Below are 24,565 nucleotides of genomic sequence, written 5' to 3'. Positions count from 1 at the left end.
CGGTTACAGGACCCCGTTCATAACGTCGGCGCCATGAAAAAGAGCGGAACACGGATCACGGTCGCGGCTCTGGCGGCAGTCACGGTCATGACGGCGGCGCCCGCCGCGACGGCGGCCGACAGCACCGGGGCCCCCACCCTGAACGGCGTATGGCAGACCGAGGGCTACGGCACGATCATCACCGTCGACGGGGACCGGCTCCGGTACTTCGACACGACAGCGATCACCTGCCTGCCCGGCGTCATCTCGGCCGGACAGCAGGGATCGCCGGGATCGTTCACCACCGACGACGGCTCCCGCCAGCTGATGATCAGGCTCCAGGGGCGGCAGCGGGCGCGGCTGCGCTACGTGGGCGCCGTCGGGGAGATCGGCCTGCGCCGGCTGCCCGCCCTTCCCGCCCGCTGCTCGGTGAAGGCCCCCGCCAAGGACCCGGTCAGGGTGTTCGACGTCTTCTGGACCACGTTCACGGAGAACTACCCGTTCTTCGCGACGAAGTCCGTCGACTGGCAGGCGGTGCGCGACCGGTACCGTCCTCGGATCGGCCCGAACACCACCGACGCCGAGCTGTTCGGCGTGCTGCGCGACATCCTGAAGGATCTCGGTGACGCCCACACCGCGCTGCGCGCCGGAAAGGACGAGTTCGCCCGGCCGCTGCGCCCCGGCACAAGGCCGCTGGACGGCCTGCCGGCCTTCATGGCCCTGAACAAGCGGGTCCTCGATCTCGTGGAGAAGCATGACGTCCAGAAGCCGCTGACGACGTGGGGCCGGGGCGTGATCGGGTACGCCGACCTGCCGGGCGGGTTCGGCTACCTGCGGCTGGCCGCGTTCGACGGGTACGCCGACGGCGGCTTCGCGGCCAACGCGGCGGAGCTTGACCGCGCGCTGGACGAGATCTTCACCCCCGCCCGGACGGCGCGCCTGAAGGGTCTCGTCCTCGACGTCCGCCTCAACTTCGGCGGGTACGACGCCCTCGGCATCCAGCTCGCCTCCCGCCTCACCGGCCGGCCCTATGTCGCCTATGCCAAGCAGGCGCGCAACGACCCCTCCGACCCCACCCGGTTCACGCGCGCGCGAGCGACCTGGGTGCGTCCGGCCGCGGGTTCTCGCCACACCGGGCCGATCGCCCTGCTGACCAGCCCGTTGACCATCAGCGCCGGGGAGACGTTCAGCCAGGCCATGACGGCCCGCACCCCCGCCCCCCGGCGGATCGGCGACGCCACCCAGGGCGCCTTCTCCGACTTCCTCTGGCGCACGCTGCCCAACGGCTGGTCCTTCGCGCTGCCCAACGAGCGCTTCCTGACCCGGAAGGGGACCACGTTCGATGTCACGGGCATCCCGCCGCAGGTCAGGATCGCCGGAACGCTCAGCGACGAGGAGCTCGCGGCCGGCCGCGACGCCGCCTTCGACCAGGCCCTGTCCTACCTGCGTGGGGTCGCAGGACGGAGCCGGTGACCCGCTCCGTACATCGGCCGGGGCGCCGGGCGTCGGCGGCGCGAGACAACCTGGCGGCGTTCGAGGCCGCGGCGGGAGAGTCCTCCTCCCAGGTGGTGAGCCGGACGCGCTACCCGTCGTCACCGGTGGATGCGGAGTTCGCCCCTGAGTACGATGCGGCCCGCCCGGCACGTCCCTAGGCTGAGAAGATGATCTACAAGGAGGTGGTCGCGAAGCTGGCGCAGCTCACGCGGGCGCTGGTGCGGGCGGTCGTGACCGGCACGGTCGACCCGCCGCCAGGGCAATGGCGCAGGCGGGTGCGGGTGCCGTGGTTCCCGGGCCCGCGGCGTCCTACTGTGGATCTTGTCCGGCTGGGCGACCGGGTGCTGGCGTTCGTGTTGTTCGCCGGCGGGGTCGCGTTCATGGAGGGCCCCGCGGCCGCCGCCCGGTGGCCGTACGACAAGAGCTACCTGGTGATCGTGTCCGCGGCCTTCTCGCTGCCGCTGGTGCTGCGCGACCGGTGGCCGCTGGCGGCCTGGCGGTGCGCGCTGCTGTCGCTTCCCGTCGGCGTGTCGGTCACCGGCGATTTCCTCAGCCCGCCGTACACGCCCGGCGCGGCGATCGCCTGCCTGCTCGTGGCCTACTCCGCCGCGGTCCGCTGCGACCGCGACATCACGGTGGGAGTGTGGCTCGTCTCGAGCGCGATGGCGGTGGTCATCGACGTCGGCACCGCCGTCCCCGCGGTGATCGGTGTGACCGTCGCCGTGCTGTTCGGCTACAACGTGCGGGCGCGGCGGCTGGCCGCGGGAAAGCTGGCCGAGCAGGAGCGGCGGGCCGAGGACGCGTTCGCCGAGCGGGCGGCGCTGGCCGAACGGGCCAGGATCGCCCGCGAACTGCACGACGTCGTCGCCCACCACATGTCGGTGATCGCCATCCAGGCCGAGGCGGTCCCGCTGCAGGCCCGGGGCGACGCGGGCCTGCTGGCGCAGGGGCTCGCCGAGATCCGCACGCTGTCGCTGAAGACGATGGCCGAGATGCGCCAGGTGCTCGGAGTGCTGCGCGACACGGAGGGAGCCCCCGCCACCTCTCCGCAGCCGGGACTCCACCTCCTCGACGACCTCGTCGCCACCGCGCGCGGCGCCGGGCTGACCGTGACGGTGTCCGTCTCCGGCGAGCTGGGCGACCTGCCGGGCACGGCGGGACTGACGGCGTACCGGATCGTGCAGGAGTCGCTGAGCAACGCGATGCGGCACGCGCCGAGATCGGACGTCACCGTGGAGCTGACCCGCGATGACGGTGGGCTGCGGATCCGGGTGGCGAGCAGCCTGCCCGGCGAGCCGGGCCCCACTCCGTACGTCGAGCGGGGCCCGGTGGGCCGCCGGCCCGGCCTCCCCGGCGGACCGTCCGGGCATGGGCCGGCCGAGCACGGGCCGGCGAGGTACGGGCCGGCCGGGCATGGGCTGGCCGGCATGCGGGAGCGGGTGGCGTTGCTCGGCGGCACCTTCCACGCGGATCGTGTCGGCGAGGAGTTCACGGTGACCGCGACCGTGCCGATCAGAACGGAGGCCGGATGACGATCAGGGTTCTCGTCGCCGACGACCAGGGCATGGTACGGACCGGGTTCACCGCGTTCCTGAGCACGCAGCCGGACATCGACGTGGTGGGCGAGGCGGCCGACGGCGAGGAGGCCGTGCGTCGCGTCGCGGAACTCCAGCCCGACGTCGTGCTCATGGACGTCAGGATGCCGGTGATGGACGGCCTGCGGGCCACCCGGCGGATCCTGTCCTCGACCGACCGCCCTCCGAGGGTGCTCATCCTGACGACGTTCGACCTCGACGACTACGTCTACGAGGCTCTCCGGGCGGGCGCCAGCGGCTTCCTGCTGAAGGACGCCTCCGCCCGGCAGCTGGCCGAGGCGGTCCGGGTGGTCGCCGCCGGCGACGCCCTGCTCGCGCCCTCCGTCACCCGGCGGCTGATCTCCGAGTTCGCCCGCCTCGGCCCGCGCCGTCCCCGCGCCACCCTGGACGGGATCACCGAACGCGAGACGGAGGTGCTCACTCTGATCGCCCACGGCCTGTCCAACCAGGAGATCGCCGAACGGCTCGTCCTGTCCGAGCAGACGGTCAAGACCCATGTGCGCCGGATCCTGACGAAGCTCAGCCTCCGCGACCGCGCCCAGGCGGTCGTCCACGCGTACGAGACGGGCCTGGTCCGCCCCGGTGAGTGATCGTGGCTCCCTCGTGGCGAGAAGGACATGCCAGGCACTCGCGGCCGGTGGAACCACGCCCCACCCTTGATCGTTCAGGCAGGCGCGGACAACAACCAACCTCGACAGGAGAAGCCGTGGTCTTCAAACGGATGCTGGGTGCCTTCGGCGTCGGCGCGCCCTCGGTGGACACCGTTCTTTCCACCCCGCGGATCCAGCCCGGCGGGCTGCTGACCGGTGAGGTACGGCTCAAGGGTGGCGACTTCGACGCCGACATCGAGCACATCGCCCTGGGCCTGGTGGCGCGGATCGAGATCGAACACGGCGAAGGTGAGCAGAGCGGCCTCGGGGAGTTCTTCCGCGTCCAGGCGTCGGGACCCTTCACACTCCGCGCCGGTGAGGAGCGCGTCGTCGACTTCCGCATCCCGATGCCGTGGGAGACCCCGATCAGCGAGATCGCCGGTCGGCACCTCGCCGGCATGGTGCTGGGTGTGCGCACCGAGCTGGCCATCGCCAAGTCCGTCGACAAGGGCGACCTGGACCCGGTCGCGGTGGAGCCGCTCCCCTCCCAACTGCGCGTTCTGCAGGCGTTCCAGCAGCTGGGCTTCCACTTCAAGTCCGCCGACCTGGAGGCCGGGCGCATCTACGGCGTGCACCAGGAGCTGCCCTTCTACCAGGAGATCGAGTTCTACCCGCCCGCCCACCACGCCGGGGTCGTCGGCGAGGTCGAGGTCACCTTCGTCGCCGACCCGGCGGGGCTGGAGATCGTCCTGGAGGCCGACAAGCGCGCCGGCCGCTATGGCTCCGGGGACGTTATCGGCCGCTTCCAGGTCAGCCACGACCAAGCGCTGCGCACCGACTGGGCCGGCGAGATCGACCGCTGGCTGACCGGCCTGGCCCACTATGGCGGCGGCCACGGCCACCACGGATACGCCGAGACCGAACATCAGGGCCCTTACGGCCACAGTCCCTACCACGGTCACCACGAGTACCACGAGTACCAGGAGCACCGAAGCGGGCCCGGTTGGGGCGCCGTCGCCGCGGCCGGAGTCGCCGGCGTCGTCGGCGGCCTCGTCGTCGGCGAGGTCATCGAGGAGATCTTCGAGGACGACGAGGAAGAGGACGGCGGCGGCGACTGGTAGCCGCCGCCGGCCGGCCCGCGGAGATCAGCCGGATCAGGGAACGATGTTGTCCACGTAGCCGCCGTCGACGCGCAGCGCCCCGCCCGTGGTCGCCGAGGCGTGGTCCGAGCTGAGGTAGACCACCATGGCGGCGATCTCGTCCGGCTCGATCAGGCGCTGGATCAGCGACGCCGGCCGGTACCGCTTCATGAACTCGGCCTGGGCCCGGTCCCAGGGCAGCTCGTCACCGACGAGGGCGTGGACGAAGTCCTCCACGCCCTCGGTGTGCGTCGGCCCGGCGATCACCGCGTTGACCGTCACGCCCGTACCGGCCATCGCCTTGGCGAAGCCCCGGGAAACGCCGAGCAGCGCCGTCTTCGTCACGCCGTAGTGGACCATCTCCTCGGGGATCACCAGGGCGGAGTCGCTGGCCATGAACAGCGCCCGGCCCCAGCCCCGGTCGCGCATTCCGGGACGCTTCGTGGGCCCCCGCCCGGCGGGCCGGCTACGCCTGCTGGACGTGTAGGGCCTCTGACGGCGTCTCGATCATCGTCGCCGTTGGATCGTCGAGGTCGCGGCAGCGAAAATAGAACACGTTCTTGCCAATCGGATGTCGGTCGAGCATGCTGTGACGCATGGATCTGACCACGCTCGAAGAGATCCGCCAGGCCAAGTACCGCTACCTGCGCTGCCTGGACCTCAAGCTCTGGGACGACTTCACCGACGCCTTCACCGATGACGCCGTGGCGGAGTACGACGCCCCCGTGCTCCGCGACACCCTGCGCCTGGTCGGGCGGGACGCCATCGTCGGCTACATGCGCGCCAACCTCGGGCCGGGGATGATCACGTCACACCTCGTCAGCCACCCCGAGATCGAGGTGGACGGCGACCACGCCACGGGCACCTGGTGCCTCGACGACACCGTCATCGTCACGGCGCACCGCCTGCTGATCCGTGGGTCCGCCTACTACTCGGACACCTACCGGCGCTGCCCCGACGGCCGGTGGCGGATCAGCGGCACCGGCCACCGGCGGACGTACGAACTCACCGTGTCCTTCGACGACCTGCCCAGTCTCAGGCTGACGGGGAACCGCTGGGCGACGCCCACCGCGACCTGACCGGCGCCGCGCCGCCGAGCTCGGCGGTGACGGCGTCGGCGGCCGCGACGAGCTCGGCACCGCGCCGGGCGATCGCGGCCCCGGTGACAGAGGCGCCGACATGCAGGGTCAGCACCAACTCCTGCCCGCCGTCGGCGTCGTACGTGGGTGCCGCGATCAGGTTGACCGGGTGCCTCCTCCTCGGATTGAGGTCGGCGCCGAGGTAGACGCGCTCTCCCAGGCTCGACACCATCTCGCCCACCAGGGCGCGCACCTCCCGCGGCAGCTCGTACGCGGCGACGCCGGCCATCAGCGAGTGCAGCCGCATGCCGGCCGGCGTGAGGCTCTCCACGAGGTACCCCGACGTACGGCACCGCTCGACGACCGCGCGCAGGTGTTCGCGATCCATCCGCACCGGCAGCGTCGGCTCCTTGGCCAGCCAGCGGTCGAGCTCGGCGTCGGGACCCCACAGCACGTACATCAGGCCGACCGGCGGGGCGAACGGGTAGCGCTCGCCCACCTTGACGGGCGCGGCATCCGGCGGGGCGACCGCCTCCAGGACCATGATCTCGTCGCCGACGACGGCCGACGCGGTGCATGTGGCGTGATACCGCTCGGCCAGCGGCGCCAGGTGCCGCCGCGCGACGTCACCGGCGACGAAGCTCCGCTGGGCGGCCCGGCCCGCCGCGACGAGAGCGGGGCCGAGGCCGTACGTCAGCGTCCTCGGGTCGCGCACCAGATAGCCGGCCGCGACCAGTTCGGTGACGATGCCGAGACACGTCGGCTTGCTGATGCCGAGCTCGCGGGCGAGCGCGGACAGGCCGAGGCGGCGGCCGCGGGCCGCGACGAGGTGGTCGAGGACGGCGACCACGCGGTTGGTCGGCGGCGAGCGCCGGGCCATCGCCATTGACCACTCCTTAGAACGAGTTCTACTCTCACCTGGAAGAGAACCTACCGCATCGGTACAAATTTGTACCGCGATCCGAGGGGGTCCGGTGGCCACCCAGTCATTCGCCCAGGCGATCGCCGAAGCCGAGCAGATCATCCGCTCGGCGCCACACGTGCGGACCGAGCAGGACCTGGCCGAGGGCCTGGACTACCTCGCCGGCAGCATCAAGGCATCGCTGCACATGGTCTGGGCCTACGAGCGCGACTTCCCGTTCTTCGCCGCCTCCACCGGGCCGTACACCAAGCTCGGTCTGGACAATCCCGACACCCTCTACTTCCACGCCTACATCCGGGACGACGCCGAGTACGTCGTCACGGGCCGTCGCGGCACCACCGCCGACCTGAGCTTCCAGGTACTCAACGGGGACTACTCACCGTCGCGGTCGCCCGACAGCCTCACGGCGTTCGACGACCGGGACATCGAGATCGCCGCGGACGGCTCCTACGAGCTGCGCTTCGGACCCGCGCGACCGGACGCGGGCCCGAACCATTTCACGCTCGGACCGGGCTCGGCGATGCTGGTGGTACGCGAGGTCTTCAGCGACTGGGGGACAGAACGGCCCGGCGAGATCCGCATCCACCGCGCCGGCACGCTCGGATCCGCTCCCCCGCCGATGCCGGCGGAGAAGATGGCCAGGCGGTACGACGTGGCCGGCAAGATGCTGGTCTCGCGGCTGCGCACCTTCCTCGCCTTCCCGGAGTGGCACTACCTCACACTGCCGGTCAACACGATGACGGAGCCGCGGCTCACCCCGGGCGGCCTCGCGACGCAGTACTCATCGGTCGGCCACTACGACCTCGACGACGACCAGGTCATGGTGATCACGGTGCCGGCCGCCGTTCGCGCGCAGGCGCCGTACCAGGGCTTCCAGCTCGGCAGCATGTGGTACATCTCCCTGGACTACATCAACCACCAGACCAGCCTCACCGCCGATCAGGCGCGCGTCGACCCGGACGGCAGGATCCGCTACGTCGTGAGCGAGCGCGATCCCGGCCTGGCCAACTGGATCGAGCGCACCGGGCACCGCCGCGGATATCTGCAGATCCGCTGGCAGCGGCTCGCGCGCGAACTCAAGCCGGACGACGGCCCCGAGGTGGAGGTCGTCCCGTTCGACGAGTTGCCGGAGCGGTTGCCCCACTACGAGCGGCAACGGGTGAACCCGCGGGAGTGGGCGGACCGGATCGCCGCACGCCAGGTCGCCGTCGCCAGAAGGATGCTGGGCTGATGTTGCTGGAGAACAAGGTCATCGTCATCTCGGGCGTAGGGCCGGGCCTCGGCCGCGGCCTGGCGCTCCGGTGCGCCGGGGCCGGCGCCGACGTGGTGCTGGCGTCGCGGACCGAGTCGCGGCTGGCCGAGGTGGCCGCGGAGGTCGCGGAGCTCGGCCGCCGCGCGCTGCGGGTACCGACCGACGTCAACGACGAGGCGTCCTGCCTGCGGCTGGTCGAGGCGGCGCTGGAGTCGTACGGCCGGGTCGACGGCCTCGTCAACAACGCCTTCGCGATCCCGCCGCTGACCGATCTGAGCACCGTCGACCTCGACGCGGTACGCGCCGGTTTCGAGACCAACGTGCTCGCCGCGCTGCGGCTGACCCGGCTCCTCACGCCCGCGCTCGCCGAGCGGGGCGGCTCCGTCGTAATGATCAACTCGGCGGTGCTGCGACACTCGCGGCGCACCTTCGGCGCGTACAAGATGGCCAAGGCCAGCCTGCTCGCGCTCGCGCAGAGTCTGGCCACCGAGCTCGGGCCGCGGGGCGTCCGGGTCAACTCCGTCGCGCCCGGCTACATCTGGGCGGACAACCTGAAGTGGTACTTCGACTTCCTCGCCAAGGAACGCGGCGTCACGGCGCAGCAGGTGTACGACGAGACCGCCGCCACGACGGATCTGCGCAAGCTGCCAGAACCCGACGAGATCGCCGACGCCGCGGTGTTCCTGCTGTCCCCGCTCGCCCGGGCGGTCACCGGGCAGTGCCTCGACGTCAACTGCGGCGAGTGGCACCACTGACCCCGGGAGGATCCGCGGCGATGACCACAGGACGCGACGGTGTCGGCACGATCGAGGACCTGCACGCCTCGGCCGCGAAGATCACCGGACTGACCGACTTCGGCGAGGACGCCTACCTCGACGGCCTCGAGGTGCTGCTGCGCTCCTACGCCGAGGAGGCGGCGCTCACACCGCGGGGCGCCAAGGCGCAGCGCGCGATCCTGCGCGGCGCGCTGGCCGCCCGGCTGCTGTCGGAGGCGGCGTGGAAGCGGTACCCGCAGCACGCGGACGTGCGCGTCGAGCGGCCCATCTTCGTCACCGGCCTGCCCAGGACCGGCACCACCGCGCTGCACCGGCTCCTCACGGCCGACCCGGCGCATCAGGGGCTGGAGGTGTGGCTGACCGAGATGCCGCAGCCGCGCCCGCCACGCGAGACGTGGGCGGACAACCCGCTGTTCCAGGCCGTCCAGTCCGGCTACGAGCGGCACCACGTGAAGAACCCCGAGTTCATGGGCGTGCACTACATGTCGGCCGACATGGTCGAGGAGTGCTGGCAACTGCTGCGCCAGTCGATGCGGTCGATCTCCTTCGAATGCCTCGCCCACCTGCCGACGTACTCCGCCTGGCTGGAGACGCGGGACTGGACGCCGGCCTACCGGCGGCACCGGCGGAACCTGCGGCTGATCGGGCTCCACGACGCCGGGCGGCGCTGGGTGCTGAAGAACCCCAGCCACCTCTTCGCGCTCGACGCGCTGATGGCGGTCTATCCCGACGCGCTGGTCATCCAGACCCACCGTTCCCCGCGTACGGCGATGGCCTCGATGTGCAGCCTCGCCGCCCACGCGACCGAGGGCTGGTCGGAGGTGTTCACCGGAGCGGTGATCGGGCGCGACCAACTGGATCTGTGGAGCCGCGGACTCGAACGGTTCCGCGCCGAGCGGGCGAAGCACGACCCCGCGCGGTTCTTCGACGTCGACTACGACGACTTCGTCCGCGACCCGTTCGGCACTATCGACGCCGTCTACGCCCATTTCGGGCTGCCCCTCGACGCGGCCGCGCGTACGGCCATGGCACGGCTGCACGACGAGAGCCGCTCGGGCGCGGGCCGGCCGGCGCATCGGTACGAGCTGTCGGACTTCGGCCTGACCGGCGAGGAGATCGACGAGCGGTTCGCCGACTATCTGACGAGCATCGCGCGCTGATCGGGGGACACACCGGCCGTTCCCCTCGCCGGGGCCCTCCCGGACAGCCCGGAGGGCCCCGGCGGCTCGCGCCGCCGGGGCCCGGTGGGACATCATCCTCTCGTGTTACGGGGCGTCGTACCCCAGGGTGTAGGCGCCGCTGCCGCTGTACGCGTAGACGCGGTAGCGGTAGTAGCCGGCGGTGCCGCTGTAGGTGAAGGACTCATCCGGTCCCGACGTGGTGCCGCTGGCCACGTTCGTCCAGAGGCCCAGGCTGTTCCGCTTCTGCAGGTACAGGTCGAAGTCGGCGCCGGTCGGCCCGTCCAGGCAGGCCGTGTGCGTCCCCGAGGTGGTGACCTGGAAACCGGAGCTGCTCGGCTGGTAGACGCTGGACCCCGAGCTCAGGGTGCCGGTGGCGGTGTGCTGCTTCCCGCCACACGCGCTGGTGCCGCCGGTGACGGTCAGGGTGAAGGTCGCGGTGTGGGTGGCCGATCCGCCGGTGCCGGTCACCGTGACCGGGTAGGCGCCCGTCGCGGTGGACGCCGTCGTCGCGATGGTCATCGTCGACGAGCTGCCCGAGGTCACCGACGACGGAGAGAAGGAGGCCGTCGCGCCGGTCGGCAGGCCACTCGCCGTGAAGGTGATGCCCTGCGCGGTGCCGGATGTGGTCTGCGTGCCGACCGTCGCGGTCGTCTGCTGTCCGGCCTGGACGGTGGCTGAGGCCGGGGTGAGCGTCATGGAGAAGTCGTTGCCCCCGACGCTGCAGCTCGCGGGCTCGTTCGCGTGCGCCGGCACGCTAACCGCGTTCCACGCCGCCTTGGTCGTGTTGAACTCGGTGCAGGATCCGGGGAACAGCTGGAGCGCGGCCTCCAGGGACGCCTTGCGCGCCAGCGTGTGGGTCCAGGTGGAGGTCTTGCGGTTCAGCACGCCCATGAAGATCTGGCCGGCCTTCTGGATGCCGAGCCCGGTGACCGTGGAGCTGTTGCAGGTCGGGCTGACCGGGTTTCCGTTGGTCGGGTTCGATCCCTCGGCCAGCAGGTAGAACCAGTGGTTCTGGATGGCCGCTCCGGCGTGGACCTCCATCGGGGGGACCGAGGCGGAGTAGCAGTCGGGGTTGCCGGAGATCAGGGACGGCTTGTGCATGTACCTGATCGGCCCGGAGCCGACGAGGTTGACTCCCTCGCCCACGCTGTAGTCCGGGGTGTCGAGGCCCGCGGGCTCGTTGGCGTAGTGCTCGGTCAGGGCGCCGAAGATGTCGCCGGTGGACTCGTTGAGGATGCCCTTCTCGTTGCTGCCGGTCGAACCGCCGGGGGTGTACTGGAAGATGGCGTGGCCGTACTCGTGGGCCACCACGTCGATCGGCGTGGCCTGACGCTGGTTGTCCTGGGAGTGGCCGAAGTTGGTGTAGCTGCCGTTCCAGTACGCGTTGACGTCGGCGAGGCCGACCCTGGCGGGGAAGCCGCCGCCGGTGCCGTCGATACCGTCGCGCGAGAGCCAGTCGCGCAGCATGTCCCATTCCTTGCCGACCGCGAAGAGCGCGTCGACGCAGCCGGTCTCCAGGTCGGTGCCGGAGCCGTTGCCCCAGGCGTCGTCGCTGCCGGTGTAGGTGGAGCCGTTCTGTCCGCCGCAGCGGACGCCGGAGCGGCCGGGGTCGGCCATCGAGAACGTGGTGCCTGACGTGGTGCCGATCGTGACCGGGTTGCCGTTGTAGTAGCTGTTGCCCTGGCCGGCCATGACCTCGTCCGACTTCTCCACGACCTCGCCGGTCAGCGCGTCGACGAAGACGTGCAGCTTGCTCTCGCGGCCGTCGCGCGTGCCCTCGGCGACGACCTCGTAGGCCAGCCGTCCGGCGCCCTGCGCCATCACGGTCAGCTGCGGCGCCGAGGTCGTGGTGACCTCGGACAGCTGGGCGCGGGCCACCTCCGTCGCCTGGTCGGCGGTGAGCTTGGGAGTGGTGCCGACGCTGAGCGCCTTCTCCTGGGCGACCGACGTGCTCAGCACGCCGCCCTTGGCGTCGGTGACCACGACGAAGTCTCCGCCGTACACCGGCAGTCCGCTGTAGGTGCGTGAGTAGGAGACGTAGTTGAGGCCGCCCTGACCCGCGAGGACCTTGTCGCGGTGGAACCCGTCCTTGGCCGAGGGGCGGAGGGCGGGCGGCTTGGCGTCGACCAGTCGGTCGGCGCCGCGTGCGGCCTGGGCGGGGTCGGCGGCCGGAGCCGCGCCCGCCGGGGCGGTGGGGGACAGGGCCACGAGCAGACCCGCGGCAGTGGTGACGAGCGCGAACGCGGCAGTGCGTTTCACACGACGCTCCTTCGCTGTGCGACACATGGGGGGTGCATCACCTGTGAGGTGACTGGGACGAGCGAAGTTTGACCCGGCCTTGACAAAGCTGTCAATAAGCTGGCAAATAATAGTGGAATTTGCGGAAGGAGGCCGTTGGCGCCGAAGTGTTTACGGGTGATTACGGCCATCCGACGGCCGGTATGAATCTCTGCCCACGGGCGCCCCGACCTGCGGACACGCCCGCCCCACCCGCCGACGCGTACGGAAACGCGCAGGTCGGCGGCGGATTCGACGGCGTGGTCAGGTCACCTCGCGGGGACGGCGCGTACGCCGCCGCCCGCGGAGCAGCCGTCCCGCCGGGTGCCTTTACGATGTAGATCAAGCGCCCCGGCGCTGCGGAAAGGGAAGCGGCAAAGCGACCTCGGCGCCGGTCGACGACATTTCACCGCGCCGGAAATCGACACGATGAAAATGTACGTGTTAAAACCCCGGTCAATGCGTTCCGTAACAGAAGGCCGCATTTATGGCCGGAGGGGTCACGCGGATTACGGTCGCGCGGCGCGGGTCACTTCCTCGTCACGAGGATCCCGTCGTCGTCGCTGAACAACTCGGCCCCCGGGACGAAGACGACCCCGCCGAACGTCACCGGGACGTCGCGCTCGCCGGTCCCCTCCTTGGCGCTCTTACGGGGATTGGAACCGAGGGCCTTGATCCCGACGTCGAGCAGGCTCAGGGCGGCGACGTCCCGGACGGCGCCGTTGATCACGACCCCGGACCAGCCGTTGGCGACGGCGAGGCCCGCGATGACGTCGCCCATCAGAGCGGTGTGCAGCGAACCGCCGCCGTCCACCACCAGGACCCGTCCGTCGCCGGGCTCCGACAAGGTGGCCTTGACCAGGAAATTGTCCTGGTGGCAGCGGACGGTGGCGATGACGCCGTGGAAGGCCCGGCGCTTCCCGTACTGCCGGAACTGGAGGTCGCAGGAGTCGAGGTCCGCGCCGCGCTCGTCGTAGAGGTCCGCGGTGGCGATGGTCATCATGGAGCCTTTCGGGGAAGGTCGGGCACTCGTCTGCGGGCGGGCGCCGGCGCCGCCATGGGTGGGCCATGGCCCCGCGTGGCGCCGCCCGGTAGAGGGCATCATGCACCAGACCGACCCCCGCCTTCCCTCCCCCGGTCAGCCGGCCGGCCCGGGGAAATCGGCACCGTGGCCACCAACGAGGTGCCGGCATCGGCCGGGCTCGTGACCTCGATCGTGCCGCCGAGCGCATGGACACGGTCGCTGAGTCCGACAAGCCCCGAACCTTTGCCGGGATCGGCTCCTCCGACGCCGTCGTCGCGGACGGAGATCCGGACACTGGAGTCGCTCACGCTGAGGTCCACGTACACGACGGAGGCGCGGGCGTGTTTGGCCACATTGGTCAACGCCTCGGCCACCACGTAGTAGACGGCCACCTCGACGCGCTCCGGCAGTCGCCGGTCGCTCTGAAGGCTGAGCTCCACCGGTACGGCGGCGCGGCGCGAGAGCATCTTCAGCGCCGACCCGAGGCCGCCCTTGGAAAGGATCGCCGGGTGGATACCGCGGGAGAGCTCCTGCAGGTCTTCGAGCACGCCGGTCATGCCGTGAAGCGCATGGGTCAACTGCTCCCTGAGGCCCGTCAGTTCGGGCGGCACGCCGGCCTCGGCGGCCCGCAGTTCGAGCCCGACCGACACGAGGCGCTGCTGGGCTCCGTCATGGAGATCCCGCTCGATCCGGCGCCGGGTGTCGTCGGCGGCGGCGATGACGCGGGCGCGGGAGGCGGCCAGCTCGTCCCGGGCCTCCGCGTTGGAGACAGCGGTCGCGACGAGTTCGGTGAAGTCGAGCATGCGGCCGCAGGTGTCGTCGGGCGTCGGCTCCGGGCACAGGAAGAAGGCCACGATGAAGCCCCAGAGAGACGCCTCGACGACGATGGGGGTGCCTACGGACGACGTGATCCCCTGCCTCATGATCCACTCGGACATCTCTCCGCGAGCACTGTCGTGGTCCATCACGCGCGCCGTCCGCCTGGTCCGCTGCACCAGATCCGCGACGCTCCCCTCCTCGATCGGCCAGCGCGAGCCGACGGACGGCATGAACTCGGGTCCGCGATCACTCCACGAGCCCACCACGACCACCGTCCGGTCAGGCTCGTAGCGGGCGATCGCCGTACAGTCGGCCTTGAGGATGAGGCCGATCTCGGTGGCGACCGAGCCGAACAGCTCCGGCGCGGAGACACCGCGCGCGACCAGCGTCGCGACCCGGCGGAGCGCGGCCTGCTCCGTCGCGACGCGGGCCAGTTCGTCGCGGCTCGCCTCACGATCGAGCGCCGCGCGTAGCAGCGCCTCCAACGCGGGGGCCACCCGGTCACTCAGCCGCTTCACCGTCTCCTCCGGGACTCCCTCTGGGACGAGGAGGCCGCCCAGCGGCGTGGCGCCATCCCGTAGGGGCAGCACCTTGTGGCCCTCGCCGGGGACCGCTCCCTGCTTGATCGAAAGGCCGGGCACGCCCAATGCCTCCGCGAGGCGCTGTGAGGCCGTCGGCAGCGCCGAGCGCAAGTGGTCGGCGCTGAGCAGGAGCCGCGCCAGTTCGGCGGCGAGATCGGCCTCACCGCGTCGTTCCTCGGCCTGGACGGCGAGTGACCGCAGCGTGAGGGTGAGCCAGCTGGTCAGCAGTGAGACGAGGACGAACAGCGGGAGCGGCGTGTCCTCCCAAGTGAAGGTCCCGAGCGGCGGCGTGTGGAAGTAGTCGAAGGCGAGGCCGCTGGCGATCGCGGTCACCGTGCCCAGCCACAGGCCCCAGAGAGTCGAGACCACAAGGACACCGACCAGGCTCGCCGCGACCTCGCACTGACCGGTAGGCCCGGCGAGGCACTCGCCCGGATCATCCACACGGAGGGAACATCCCTTTTCGGTCACATCATAATGCGATTTCCGGAACATCGACGAGGCCATCCCACTGACCGCACCCTCCCTCCGGCACCGCGGCCGGTGGAATGTCAGAGGCTCGTCGGCATGGACGTGAAACGGAGGCGCGAGGCACGCCGCGGGTCGGCCGGGATCACCCCGCGTCCATCGTCAGAACGTGAAAGCCGGTCGGATGACCCCGGCGAGCGGGATTCTCCCGGGCGGGAACGGACCGGCCCCGGAATGTCGGTGCCGCCTGGCAGAGTTCCGCCCGTGGCCCAACCATTGAAAGCGATGATCAATGACGAGTCCGTGGCGCTGCTCGCCGACGGCGTGGCGGCGTCCTGGGCGTCCTTCCCGCACGATCGTTTCGTGTCGGCGGCGACCGCGGGGCTCGACGAGCTGGAGCTCAAGGACCGTGTCCGCCATGTCTCATCGGCGCTGCACGAGGCGCTGGCGCTGCCGTTCCCCCAGGCGGCCGAGGTTCTGCGGGAGACGGTGAACCGGGTCCGGCTCGACATGTGGAGCGGCTGGCCGGCCACCGACTACGTGGGAAGGCACGGGCTCGACCATCTCGACGAGGCGATGGCCACGATCGCCGTGCTGACGCCCTATTCGACCGGCGAGTTCGCGGTACGGCCCTACCTGGACCGATACCGGGACGACGCCTTGAAGATCATGCACGGCTGGGCCGAGTCCGCCGACGAGCACCTGCGGCGGCTCGCCTCCGAGGGGTCGCGTCCCCGGCTCCCCTGGGGCTCACGCGTGCGGTGGCTGATGGAGCCGGGGCCGACCCTGCCGATCCTCGACCTGCTGCGCGAGGATCCCAGCGAGTACGTGCGCCGCTCGGTGGCCAACCACGTCAACGATCTCTCCAAGGACCATCCCGAAACCGCGGTCCGGCTGCTCGACCGCTGGCGTGCCGAAGGCGGCTCACACGTCGAGAGGGTGCTGCGCCACGCGGTACGCGGACTGCTGCGCGCCGGACATCCGGGCGCGCTGCACCTGGTGGGAGCCACTCCCGGCAGCGGATCCGTCGACGCGCTCGTCCTGGAGACGGAGCAGGTGGCCGTGGGCGGGCTGCTGCGGTTCACCGCCACCCTCGTCGCCGAGTCCTCCGGCCCGCTCGTCCTCAGATACGCGTTGCGTCGCGACGGCTCCCGGCGGGTCTTTCACCTCGGCGAGCGTACGGCCACCGGCTCCGGACAGACGTTCACGGTGACGAAATCCCACTCGTTCCGGCCCGTCACGACCAGGAGCGAGCCTCCCGGACCCCGCCTCCTGGAGATCGTCATCAACGGCGCCGTCCGGGCGAGCATCCCCTTCACCCTGATCGGAGGCTGACTCCCCCGCCATCGGGCCACACGCGCGGCCGGGCGGACCCGCAACGGCTGGTCCACCGAGAACTACACCGCCGGCTTGTCCGGGCGGCCGTCGAGCGCGGCGCGATCGTCGGCGGCGCGGGCGAGGGGCGGATCGCCTCGGCCATCCGGGCCGACAACGCTCCCGCCGCGCCGCCGTCGGCTACGCGTTCACGGGTTCGGGGTGGGTGTAGCGGTCCCGCCCCGCCCAGAGCGCGACGCACGCCTGCGCGAGCGCGAGCACGGCGATGAGGACGAGCACGGGGGTCCAGGAGCCGCTGCTGTCGGCGAGCCATCCGGCGGCGATCGGGCCGGTGGCGGCGAGCAGGTACCCCACCGACTGGGCCATGCCCGACAGCTTCGCGGTGTGCAGGAAGGTCCGGGTGCGCAGGCCGATGAGGGCGAGGGCGACGACGATGGAGCCGCCAGAGCTGATCCCCGCGATGACGGCCCACACCGGGCTCCAGCCGGGGGCCCACAGCATGCCGGCCATCGCGGCCGCCATCGGGACGCTGACCAGCGCACCGACCGCGCGCTGGTCCGCCCTGCGGCCCATGACGGCGGTCACCGCCAGCCCCGAGACGATGCCGACGGCCTGGAAGAGGAAGAGGTACCAACCGGCCGCGCCCGCGTTCACGCCTCGCGCCGTCTCGATCGTGGGCAGCCAGGTGACCAGGAGGTAGAAGGCCGTGGACTGCAGGCCCATGAACAACGTCACCTGCCACGCGATCGCCGACCTCCAGACCGGCCTTTCCCGTGCGGCCGGAGCGTCCGGAGCTGCCGCCGCGGCCGTGGCGGCGGCCGCTCGGGCGCGCGTACCGCGCATGCGCAGCGCCCAGACTGCCGCGGCCACGACCGCGGGGCCGGCCCAGACGGCCAGTGACCACCGCCAGCCGTCCCCGGTCGCCACGGCGATCGGGACGGCGACGCCTGACGCGAGGGCCGCGAAGCCGGTCATGACGGACGTGTAGCCGCCGGTGACCCGCGAGACGGCGCCGGGATGGTCGCGTTTGACGATCGAGGGGACGAGCACGTTGCCGACGGCGATCGCCGCGCCGACCAGGGCGGTTCCGGCCCACAGCCAGGCGGCGCCGGGGAGCGAGCGGACGACGATGCCGGCCGCCAGCGCGGCCAGCGCCCACAGGACCACGCGTTCCGCGCCGAAGCGCTGGCCGGGTACGTGGACGAGGGGGGACAGGACGGCGAAGGCCAACAGCGGAAGCGCGCCGAGCACGCCGAGCGCGGTGGTGCCCAGACCCGTGTCGGCGCCGATCATGTCGAGGACCGGACCGACGGAGGTCAGGGCCGGGCGCAGGCAACCGGCCACGAGCAGGACGGCCACGAGCTTCAGAGCCGCGTGCCCGGTGCCGGAGCGGCCCGTGCCGGAGCGGCCCGTGTCGGGATGGCCCGTGCCGGAGGGGTCGGGCGCGGAAGCGGTCGAGCCGGCGGAGACGCGGGAGGTCACGACGGCTCCCCGGAGACGGCGCTGAGGAACTCGACCTCCCGGAACAGTTCGGCGGCGCAGGCGCCCGCCCGGTCGGCGCTGCCCGCCTCGACGGCGTCCGCGAGCGCCTCGTGGAGCGCGCCCAGCTGGGGGTCCTCGGGAAGCGACGTGGTCCGCCGGATGGAGGCGACCATGCTCTCGTTGACCGCCTCGTACAGCCGCAAGAGCAGGGGGTTGCCGCCGGCGCGCATCAGCGTGCGGTGGAAGGCGGCGTCCGCCTCCACGTAGGCGTCCACGTCCCGGGCGGCGTCGGCCGTGGCGCGGTCGGCCAGCGTGCGGCGCAACGCGCGGATGTCCTCTTCGGTGCGATGGCGGGCGGCCCGGACCGCGGCGGCGGTCTCCAGGATGGACCGCACGTCCAGGGTGTCCCCCAGCTCGTCGCCTCGCTGATCGCGGGTGAGGATGGCCGCGAGTTCGTCCTTGGCGCGTACGTAGGTGCCGTCGCCGACGCGCGGCTCCAGCAGGCCCGCCATGCTCAGTGCCCGCAGGGCCTCACGGACGGTCCCGCGGCTGACGCCGAGGTCGGATGCCAGCTGGTTCTCGCCCGGGATCCTGGATCCGATCGGCCAGGTTCCGTCGTCGATCAGGGTCCGGAACCGCTCGCAGAGCTGCATGACCAGCGGCTCCTGCCGCACCGGTGCCGTCATCCGTGGCAACGCCGCTCCCCCTTCCGTATAGATGTCCGACATTTGTACGCAGTGTATCCGACGAATCGAGCAAGCCCTCGGCGGCCATGAAGGGGGGCGGCCTGTATCCTTCATGCATCTATCTTGTATCTATGAGTGGGAGGAGCGCGGCGATGGCGGACGCGCGACACGGGGCGGCGACGGCCCCGCTCCCGGCGGCGGACCGGGCGTACGACTTCACCAAGGAGCTCATCGTGAGCGGGCGGCTGCAGGGCGGAACGCTCATCAGCGAGGGTGAGATCGCCGAGCAGGTGGGGGTGAGCCGTACGCCGGTGCGGGAGGCGTTCCTGCGCCTCCAGGCCGAGGAACTGCTCCGGCTCTTCCCGAAGCGTGGGGCGGTGGTCGTGCCACTGGCCCCCGGCGAGGCCGAGGACGTCCTCGAACTGCGCGAGGCGCTGGAGTGCTCGGCGGCACGCCGCCTGCTGCGGCTGGACGACGACGCGCTCGGCCAGGTGGTCGAGCGGCTGCGGGAGACCGTGCGCGCGCAGTCGGGTCCGGCCAGGCGTCTGGACACCGGGGCGTTCGCCCGCGCCGACCAGGCGTTCCACCTGGCGATCGTCGCCGCGTCCGGCAACGGACTGGCCGAGCGGTTCTACGCCTCTCTCGGCGACCGCCAGCTGCGGATGGCGGCGCAGGCCCTGCAGCCCCGGCCCGAGCGGCTGGCGGTGCTGGTCAGGGAGCACGGGGCGCTGGTCGACGCCATCGCCGGCCGTGACATCGCGCGGTTCGAGGAGTCGCTGCGTGCCCACCTCGACGCCACCCACCGCGCGTTGGCGGGCCGGCGGCCGTAGGCGACGCCACCACGAGGCGACGGGGAAGACGACGGGCGACGAGATATGAAGAGCACGATCCACGACCGCGCGCGCATCGCGACCGCGACCGGCCCCGCGAGCGCGCCCGCCCGGCGTTGGTGGCTCGCGGCGGCGGCGATGTTCGGCTGCGGATGGGGCGGCAACCAGTTCACCCCGCTGCTGCTGATGTACCGGCGGGCCGGCGGCTATTCGGAGGTGACCGTCGACGCCTTCCTCGCGGCGTACGTCGTGGGCCTGGTCCCGGGACTGCTGGTGGCAGGAGCGATGTCCGACCGCTACGGGCGCAGGCCGTTGATGCTGGCCGGGACGGCGCTGTCGGTGCTGGCGAGCGTCGTCCTGACGGCCGGGGCGGCGGGCGAGACGTTCATCTACGCCGGGCGGCTGCTGACCGGGGTCGGCGTCGGCGTCGCCATGGCGGTGGGCACGAGCTGGGTGAAGGAGCTCTCACAGGCCCCGTTCGATCCGATGGCGGACGCCGGAGCAGGGGCCAGGCGCGCCTCGCTGTCGCTCACCGCGGGCTTCGGGCTCGGCGCCGGGGTGGCGGGTGTGCTGGCGCAGTGGGGACCGTGGCCCATGGTGACGCCCTACCTGGTGCACATGGCGGTCGCCCTGCCCGCGCTGGCCGGCCTGGCCCGGGTGCCGGAGACCCGCCCGCGTGCGGACCCGGCCGGAGGCCGCCGGAGCCTGCGGGCGGACCTGCGGGTGCCGTCCGCCGGGCACCGCCGGTTCCTGTGGGTCGTGGTGCCGATGGCGCCCTGGGTGTTCGGCGCGGCGGGCGTGGCCTACGCGGTGACACCACAACTGGTCGCGGGCCGCGTCGGCCACTGGGGCCTCGCCTACGCCACACTCCTGACCGTGCTCACGCTCGGCGCGGGAGTCGCGGTCCAGCCACTGGCCAAGAAGCTGGCCGGGCGCTCCACCGCCCGGCCCGTCCTGACGGCGATGGCGCTCATGACGGCCGGTATGGCGGTGGCCGCCTCGACCGCCGCCGCGCGGTCGCCATGGCTGGGGTCGGCCGGAGCGGTGGTGCTGGGCGCGGCCTACGGCATCGCCGTCGTCTCCGGCCTGCTGGAGGTGCAGCGCATCGCCACCCCTGAGGATCTGGCCGGGCTGACCGGCGTCTACTACGCCATCACCTACACGGGCTTCCTCGTGCCCGCTGTTCTGGCGGCGCTGTCCGCGGTGACCTCGTACACGGCGATGCTCGCGGCCGTCGCCCTCCTGGCGTCGGGTTGCCTCGCGTTGATCGCGGTGGCGCTGCGAGTCCTCGGCCCCGGATCGAGTCGGGAGCGGGTGTCCCGTACCGGTTGACGTCCGGCGAGTGGGCGGCTCCGGGGCCGGGCCGCCCTACCGCGCCGCCTCCCGGCGGCGCATCCTGACAGGAGGGGAACGAACCCGGGGAAGCGGGCGGACAGTGGCTCGCCCGCCGCCCACGAGTGGGATGGAAGGGAGCCGACATGCGCGACGAGGACGGCCTCGGCGGCGTGACCGGCGCGCCGCGCGCGGGCGAGCGGGGAGCACGGGCCTTCCTCTCGACCCCAATGCTCGTGGCCTGGCTCCTGGGACTCACCGCGGTCATCGTCGTGCTCGACATCGCCACAGGAGCCGGCATACGGCTGGCCCCGGTGCTCATCTTCCTTCCCGCCTTCATCGCGGGCGTCGGCACGGTGCGGCAGACCGTGGCGGCGTCGGTGTGGGTGAGCCTCGTGGTCTTGGGCTCCGCCTTCTACATCGGCGGGAGTTTCACCGACAGCCTGATCGCGATGGTCTTCACCGCGGGCTTCGGCGCGCTGAGCGTCATCGGCTGCCGGTACCGGATACACCGGGACGAGGAGGTCACCCGGCTGCGCTCCGCCGCCGCGGCCCTGCAACGGCAACTGCTCCGCCCACTCCCCGTACGCACGGAACAGGTCGTGGTCGACGGCGCCTACCAGCCGGTCGAGGAGGACAGCATGGTCGGCGGTGACATCTACGAGGTGGCGGCGTCGCCGTACGGAACCCGAGTGCTGATCGCCGACGTCCAGGGCAAGGGACTGCCCGCGATCGGCACCGCCTTCGCCGTCCTCGGCGCCTTCCGGGAGGTGGCCCACCGCGAACCCGCGCTCACCATGATCGTGGACACGCTGGAGAGCGCGGTCACGCGGCACAACTACTTCGCCATGCAGACGGGCGAGCCGGAACGGTTCGTGACCGCACTCATCATCGACATCGACAGCGGGACGAAGGTGCAGACCGTCAACTGCGGCCACATCCCCCCGTACCTGCTGCGCGCCGGCCACGCGGAGCCGGTGGCCCTGCCCGGCACCGGGGTGCCTCTCGGGCTCGGGCGGCTCTCGCGGGAGCCCCACGTCGTGGAGCGGTTCGCCTTCCCGCACGAGGCGACGCTCCTGCTGTGCACCGACGGCGTCACCGAGGCCCGGGACGGGAACGGCGACTTCTATCCCCTCGGGGCGCGGCTGCGCCGGTGGGCCGACGTGCCGCCGGACCGGCTCGCCGCGACGCTCCGCGCCGATCTGGCCCGTTTCACCGGGGGCAACCCCCGAGACGACATCGCCGTGCTGGTCCTGCACCGCGAGTCCGCGCGCCAGTCCGTCGTCAGAGCGGCCGACCGAGCGGTGCCGCGCGGACGTGTCAACCGGCGGGCCGGGACGACCCCGTGAGCGCCACCGCGGCCTCTCCGGTGTACAGGAGGAAGGTCAGCGTTTCCTGGAAGTACAGCCGGATGTTCGTGGCGTCGTGGGACAGGTAGCCGATCGAGACGTCCTGGCCGATGCGCAGCTCGAAGTCGCCGCCGCGGGTGGACAGCAGGAAAGCCCCGTCGATGGCGGGCGCCCAGACGATCCGGCCGTCCAGCAGCCGGGCGATGTGCTCGTGGATCGGATAGCCGTGGTCGGAGGTCTCGCTCACCGCGGTGTAGGCGTCGGCGCTGAGAGCCAGGGTGTACGGGCCGCCGACGCCCGCCAGCCGGAGAGCGGTCACCGCCCGGCTGACGGCCTCGGGATAGTCGCGCGCCTCGGACGGCAAGGTGATCGCCGGGTTGGAGGAGCCGTCGCGGATGCCGGTGACGCCGGCCGCGGCGTACCCCTCGAAGATCACGCGGTCCTCGGCGAAGGCGATCTTGCGGGCCGCGTCCTTGACGGGCTGCCAGTCCGCGTCCTTGGCTCCGCGCTCGACGTCGTCCACCTGCTGCCGTTCGACCGAGAACGGCACCCGCAGTTCGACGAGGGACCGAGAGCCGCGCGCGTGAGCGACGACGCCCTCGGCGGGAGGGCCGATCGCTTCCAGATGCCCGGTGGCGACCGCCGACAGCTGGACACCGCCGGGGCCGGGGACGTCGACGACGCGGCGGCCGGCCACGTGGCGCTCGAACGTGCGCCGCGCCTCGTCCTCCAGGTCGGCCCAGGCCGCGGCTGAGATCGGGGCCAGTTCACGGTGCAGATTGTTCATCGGGCGCCGCTCCCTTTCAGATCGCCGATCCCCAGGGACCCCTCGGACGGGGGCCGGACATCAGACGCGGACTCGGTGGCTTCCGCCCCCGCGTCGGTCACGGCGTCGGTCACGGCCGTACCGCAGGGCGCGTCGGGCAGGTCGTCGAGCAGGTCGGCGCTCGGGACGAAGAACAGGGTGCCGGTCACCGCGGTGGAGAAGTCCAGGATCCGATCGTGGCTCGCCGGCGGGGCGCCCAGGAACATCCGCTCCAGCATCCGCTCGGTGACCTCCGGCGTGCGGGAGTAGCCGATGAAGTACGTGCCGAACTCGCCGGGCCCTACGGCGCCGAAGGGCATGTTGTCCCGCAGGATCTGCCGCTCGGTGCCGTCAGGGTCGACGATCGTGGTCAGCGCGACATGGGAGTCGGCCGGTTTGACGGCGTCGTCCAGCTCGATGTCGGACAACTTCGTGCGGCCGATCACCCTTTCCTGGGCCTCGACGGGCAGCGCGTTCCACGCCCGCAGATCGTGCAGGTACTTCTGTACGATCACGTAGCTCCCGCCCGCGAAGTCCGGGTCCTCGTCACCGATCAGAACCGCCGCGCCCGCCGCCGGGCCGACCGGGTTCTCGGTCCCGTCGACGAAACCGAGCAGGTCGCGTACGTCGAAGTACTTGAATCCATGGACCTCGTCCTGGACGGTCACCGCGCCGCGCAGCCGATCCATGATCTGGGACGCCAGTCCGAAGCACAGGTCCAGCCGCTGGGCCCGGATGTGGAACAGCAGGTCGCCGGGGGTGCGCACCGCGTGGTGGACGGGGCCGGCGAGCTCGCGGAAGGGATGCAGCCCGGCCGGGCGCGGCCCGCCGAACAGCCGGTCCCACGCCTGCGACCCGATCGCGGCGACACAGCTCAGCGCGCCCTCCGGCGCCCGGAAACCGACGGCCCGCTGCAACGCCGGCACATCGGCCAACACCTCCCGCGCGACCGACTCGCCGCCGGGGTCGACCGTGACCACGAGGAAGATCGCCGCCCTCGTCAGCGGGCTCAGCACCGGCTGCGGGATCGCACCCTGGTCGGGCTCCGCCATCGCCGCCCCTCCTCACGCGTCGCCTTCGGGGCCGGCCGTGCGCCGAAACCGCGTGGCGCCGCCCCGAGGTTCCGCGGGTCCGGAAAGGACCACCACTCGCCGACCGTACACATGAGACTACTCTGCGTGGCTTTGCTCCATTCCGCGCGGCCTCCCCGTCGCGATGTCCGAGAGGCGGATCCGGCTCACGCCGCCTGGATGTAGTCGCGCTGGTGGGCCGGAACGACGCGCCCGTCGGGCAGCAGCTCTCCGGTGTCGTCGAAGACGATCACACCGTTGCAGAGCAGGCCCCATCCCTGCTCCGGGTGGTAGGCGACAAGGCAGGCGGCATCGTGGTCGACGGCGTCCGCGGACGGGCACGCGGGGATGTGCAGGCACATGATGGTCACTTCGCTTCTGGCCGGTTGTTCCCTGTCCGCTCTCCGGCGCCGACGCGTCGGCCACCGCCTGGAGAGCCGCTGACGGTTCAACCCTGGCACCCGCCGGACCCGCCGTCTGCGCAGGCAGCATGCATTCCG

General features: G+C 71.7%; 22 protein-coding genes. 12 read left to right on the top strand and 10 right to left on the bottom strand.

Going from position 1 to position 24,565, the window contains the following annotated elements; genetic code table 11:
* The first annotated feature begins 33 nt into the window (after nucleotides 1–33).
* From AB0I59_RS21185 to AB0I59_RS21170, 4 genes are all read left to right on the top strand, one after another.
* Nucleotides 34–1,452 (top strand): S41 family peptidase, encoded by a 1,419-nt coding sequence (locus AB0I59_RS21185; RefSeq protein WP_358135145.1) that lies wholly within the window; start codon nucleotides 34–36, stop codon nucleotides 1,450–1,452.
* A 188-nt stretch (nucleotides 1,453–1,640) separates the two neighbouring features.
* On the top strand, nucleotides 1,641–3,005 hold the full coding sequence (locus AB0I59_RS21180) for a sensor histidine kinase (RefSeq protein WP_358135142.1): 1,365 nt from the start codon (nucleotides 1,641–1,643) through the stop codon (nucleotides 3,003–3,005).
* A complete protein-coding gene (locus tag AB0I59_RS21175) occupies nucleotides 3,002–3,658 on the top strand; it encodes a response regulator (RefSeq protein ID WP_358135139.1) in 657 nt (218 codons plus the stop codon). The genes AB0I59_RS21180 and AB0I59_RS21175 overlap by 4 nt, the downstream gene beginning before the upstream one ends.
* A 116-nt stretch (nucleotides 3,659–3,774) precedes the next feature.
* Nucleotides 3,775–4,779 carry a sporulation protein gene (locus AB0I59_RS21170; protein ID WP_358135137.1) on the top strand — a complete coding sequence of 335 codons (1,005 nt, stop codon included), beginning with the start codon at nucleotides 3,775–3,777 and terminating at the stop codon, nucleotides 4,777–4,779.
* 33 nt (nucleotides 4,780–4,812) lie between these two features.
* Here the strand turns inward: AB0I59_RS21170 and AB0I59_RS21165 are convergent, their stop codons facing one another.
* The gene (locus AB0I59_RS21165; protein WP_435831026.1) at nucleotides 4,813–5,226 is read right to left on the bottom strand and encodes an SDR family NAD(P)-dependent oxidoreductase; all 414 of its coding nucleotides are present in this window, start codon (nucleotides 5,224–5,226) and stop codon (nucleotides 4,813–4,815) included.
* Between the two features lie 167 nt (nucleotides 5,227–5,393).
* On the opposite strand from AB0I59_RS21165, the gene AB0I59_RS21160 reads away from it, so the two are divergent.
* Nucleotides 5,394–5,876, top strand: coding sequence for a nuclear transport factor 2 family protein (locus AB0I59_RS21160; RefSeq protein ID WP_358135136.1), 483 nt, complete (start codon nucleotides 5,394–5,396; stop codon nucleotides 5,874–5,876).
* Here the strand turns inward: AB0I59_RS21160 and AB0I59_RS21155 are convergent.
* Complete coding sequence (locus AB0I59_RS21155) at nucleotides 5,833–6,762, bottom strand: IclR family transcriptional regulator (protein WP_358135133.1); 930 nt, start codon at nucleotides 6,760–6,762, stop codon at nucleotides 5,833–5,835. The genes AB0I59_RS21160 and AB0I59_RS21155 overlap by 44 nt on opposite strands.
* Before the next feature lie 88 nt (nucleotides 6,763–6,850).
* Between AB0I59_RS21155 and AB0I59_RS21150 the strand changes: the two genes are divergently transcribed.
* Genes AB0I59_RS21150 through AB0I59_RS21140 form a run of 3 tightly spaced genes read left to right on the top strand, consistent with a single transcriptional unit; the run spans nucleotide 6,851 to nucleotide 9,986 of the window.
* Complete coding sequence (locus tag AB0I59_RS21150) at nucleotides 6,851–8,029, top strand: hypothetical protein (RefSeq protein WP_061258919.1); 1,179 nt, start codon at nucleotides 6,851–6,853, stop codon at nucleotides 8,027–8,029.
* Nucleotides 8,029–8,805, top strand: coding sequence for an SDR family oxidoreductase (locus AB0I59_RS21145; RefSeq protein WP_061258920.1), 777 nt, complete (start codon nucleotides 8,029–8,031; stop codon nucleotides 8,803–8,805). The genes AB0I59_RS21150 and AB0I59_RS21145 overlap by 1 nt, the downstream gene beginning before the upstream one ends.
* Nucleotides 8,806–8,825: 20 nt before the next feature.
* The gene (locus AB0I59_RS21140; RefSeq protein WP_061258921.1) at nucleotides 8,826–9,986 is read left to right on the top strand and encodes a sulfotransferase family protein; all 1,161 of its coding nucleotides are present in this window, start codon (nucleotides 8,826–8,828) and stop codon (nucleotides 9,984–9,986) included.
* 105 nt (nucleotides 9,987–10,091) lie between these two features.
* On the opposite strand, the gene AB0I59_RS21135 is transcribed toward AB0I59_RS21140, so the two are convergent.
* The 3 genes from AB0I59_RS21135 to AB0I59_RS21125 all read right to left on the bottom strand — a co-directional run bounded on the left by AB0I59_RS21135 (nucleotide 10,092) and on the right by AB0I59_RS21125 (nucleotide 15,152).
* On the bottom strand, nucleotides 10,092–12,266 hold the full coding sequence (locus tag AB0I59_RS21135; protein ID WP_061258922.1) for a M4 family metallopeptidase: 2,175 nt from the start codon (nucleotides 12,264–12,266) through the stop codon (nucleotides 10,092–10,094).
* A gap of 547 nt (nucleotides 12,267–12,813) precedes the next feature.
* A complete protein-coding gene (gene rraA / locus AB0I59_RS21130; protein ID WP_061258993.1) occupies nucleotides 12,814–13,284 on the bottom strand; it encodes a ribonuclease E activity regulator RraA in 471 nt (156 codons plus the stop codon).
* Nucleotides 13,285–13,385: 101 nt separating this feature from the next.
* The gene (locus tag AB0I59_RS21125; RefSeq protein WP_358135130.1) at nucleotides 13,386–15,152 is read right to left on the bottom strand and encodes a sensor histidine kinase; all 1,767 of its coding nucleotides are present in this window, start codon (nucleotides 15,150–15,152) and stop codon (nucleotides 13,386–13,388) included.
* A gap of 309 nt (nucleotides 15,153–15,461) precedes the next feature.
* Between AB0I59_RS21125 and AB0I59_RS21120 the strand changes: the two genes are divergently transcribed.
* Nucleotides 15,462–16,511, top strand: a complete 1,050-nt coding sequence (locus tag AB0I59_RS21120) for a DNA alkylation repair protein (protein WP_358135127.1) — start codon at nucleotides 15,462–15,464, stop codon at nucleotides 16,509–16,511.
* A 180-nt stretch (nucleotides 16,512–16,691) separates the two neighbouring features.
* On the opposite strand, the gene AB0I59_RS21115 is transcribed toward AB0I59_RS21120, so the two are convergent.
* Both AB0I59_RS21115 and AB0I59_RS21110 read right to left on the bottom strand, forming a co-directional pair.
* A complete protein-coding gene (locus AB0I59_RS21115; protein WP_358135125.1) occupies nucleotides 16,692–17,993 on the bottom strand; it encodes a CynX/NimT family MFS transporter in 1,302 nt (433 codons plus the stop codon).
* Complete coding sequence (locus tag AB0I59_RS21110) at nucleotides 17,990–18,721, bottom strand: FadR/GntR family transcriptional regulator (protein WP_358135122.1); 732 nt, start codon at nucleotides 18,719–18,721, stop codon at nucleotides 17,990–17,992. The genes AB0I59_RS21115 and AB0I59_RS21110 overlap by 4 nt, the downstream gene beginning before the upstream one ends.
* Nucleotides 18,722–18,831: 110 nt before the next feature.
* On the opposite strand from AB0I59_RS21110, the gene AB0I59_RS21105 reads away from it, so the two are divergent.
* The 3 genes from AB0I59_RS21105 (at nucleotide 18,832) to AB0I59_RS21095 (ending at nucleotide 22,190) form a co-directional block, all read left to right on the top strand.
* Nucleotides 18,832–19,509, top strand: a complete 678-nt coding sequence (locus AB0I59_RS21105; RefSeq protein ID WP_358135119.1) for a GntR family transcriptional regulator — start codon at nucleotides 18,832–18,834, stop codon at nucleotides 19,507–19,509.
* Nucleotides 19,510–19,554: 45 nt separating this feature from the next.
* On the top strand, nucleotides 19,555–20,841 hold the full coding sequence (locus tag AB0I59_RS21100) for an MFS transporter (RefSeq protein ID WP_358135116.1): 1,287 nt from the start codon (nucleotides 19,555–19,557) through the stop codon (nucleotides 20,839–20,841).
* A gap of 146 nt (nucleotides 20,842–20,987) precedes the next feature.
* Nucleotides 20,988–22,190 (top strand): PP2C family protein-serine/threonine phosphatase, encoded by a 1,203-nt coding sequence (locus tag AB0I59_RS21095; RefSeq protein WP_358135114.1) that lies wholly within the window; start codon nucleotides 20,988–20,990, stop codon nucleotides 22,188–22,190.
* On the opposite strand, the gene AB0I59_RS21090 is transcribed toward AB0I59_RS21095, so the two are convergent.
* The 3 genes from AB0I59_RS21090 to AB0I59_RS21080 form a co-directional block, all read right to left on the bottom strand.
* Nucleotides 22,162–22,977, bottom strand: coding sequence for a family 1 encapsulin nanocompartment shell protein (locus tag AB0I59_RS21090; protein ID WP_358135112.1), 816 nt, complete (start codon nucleotides 22,975–22,977; stop codon nucleotides 22,162–22,164). The genes AB0I59_RS21095 and AB0I59_RS21090 overlap by 29 nt on opposite strands.
* The gene (locus AB0I59_RS21085) at nucleotides 22,974–24,047 is read right to left on the bottom strand and encodes a Dyp-type peroxidase (protein WP_061258928.1); all 1,074 of its coding nucleotides are present in this window, start codon (nucleotides 24,045–24,047) and stop codon (nucleotides 22,974–22,976) included. The genes AB0I59_RS21090 and AB0I59_RS21085 overlap by 4 nt, the downstream gene beginning before the upstream one ends.
* Before the next feature lie 185 nt (nucleotides 24,048–24,232).
* Complete coding sequence (locus tag AB0I59_RS21080; RefSeq protein ID WP_061258996.1) at nucleotides 24,233–24,427, bottom strand: DUF5999 family protein; 195 nt, start codon at nucleotides 24,425–24,427, stop codon at nucleotides 24,233–24,235.
* Nucleotides 24,428–24,565 lie beyond the last annotated feature (138 nt).

It is taken from the genome of Microtetraspora glauca, assembly GCF_040656155.1.
GTDB classification, from domain to species: domain Bacteria; phylum Actinomycetota; class Actinomycetes; order Streptosporangiales; family Streptosporangiaceae; genus Microtetraspora; species Microtetraspora glauca.
This window is presented reverse-complemented; position numbering and strand designations above follow the sequence as displayed.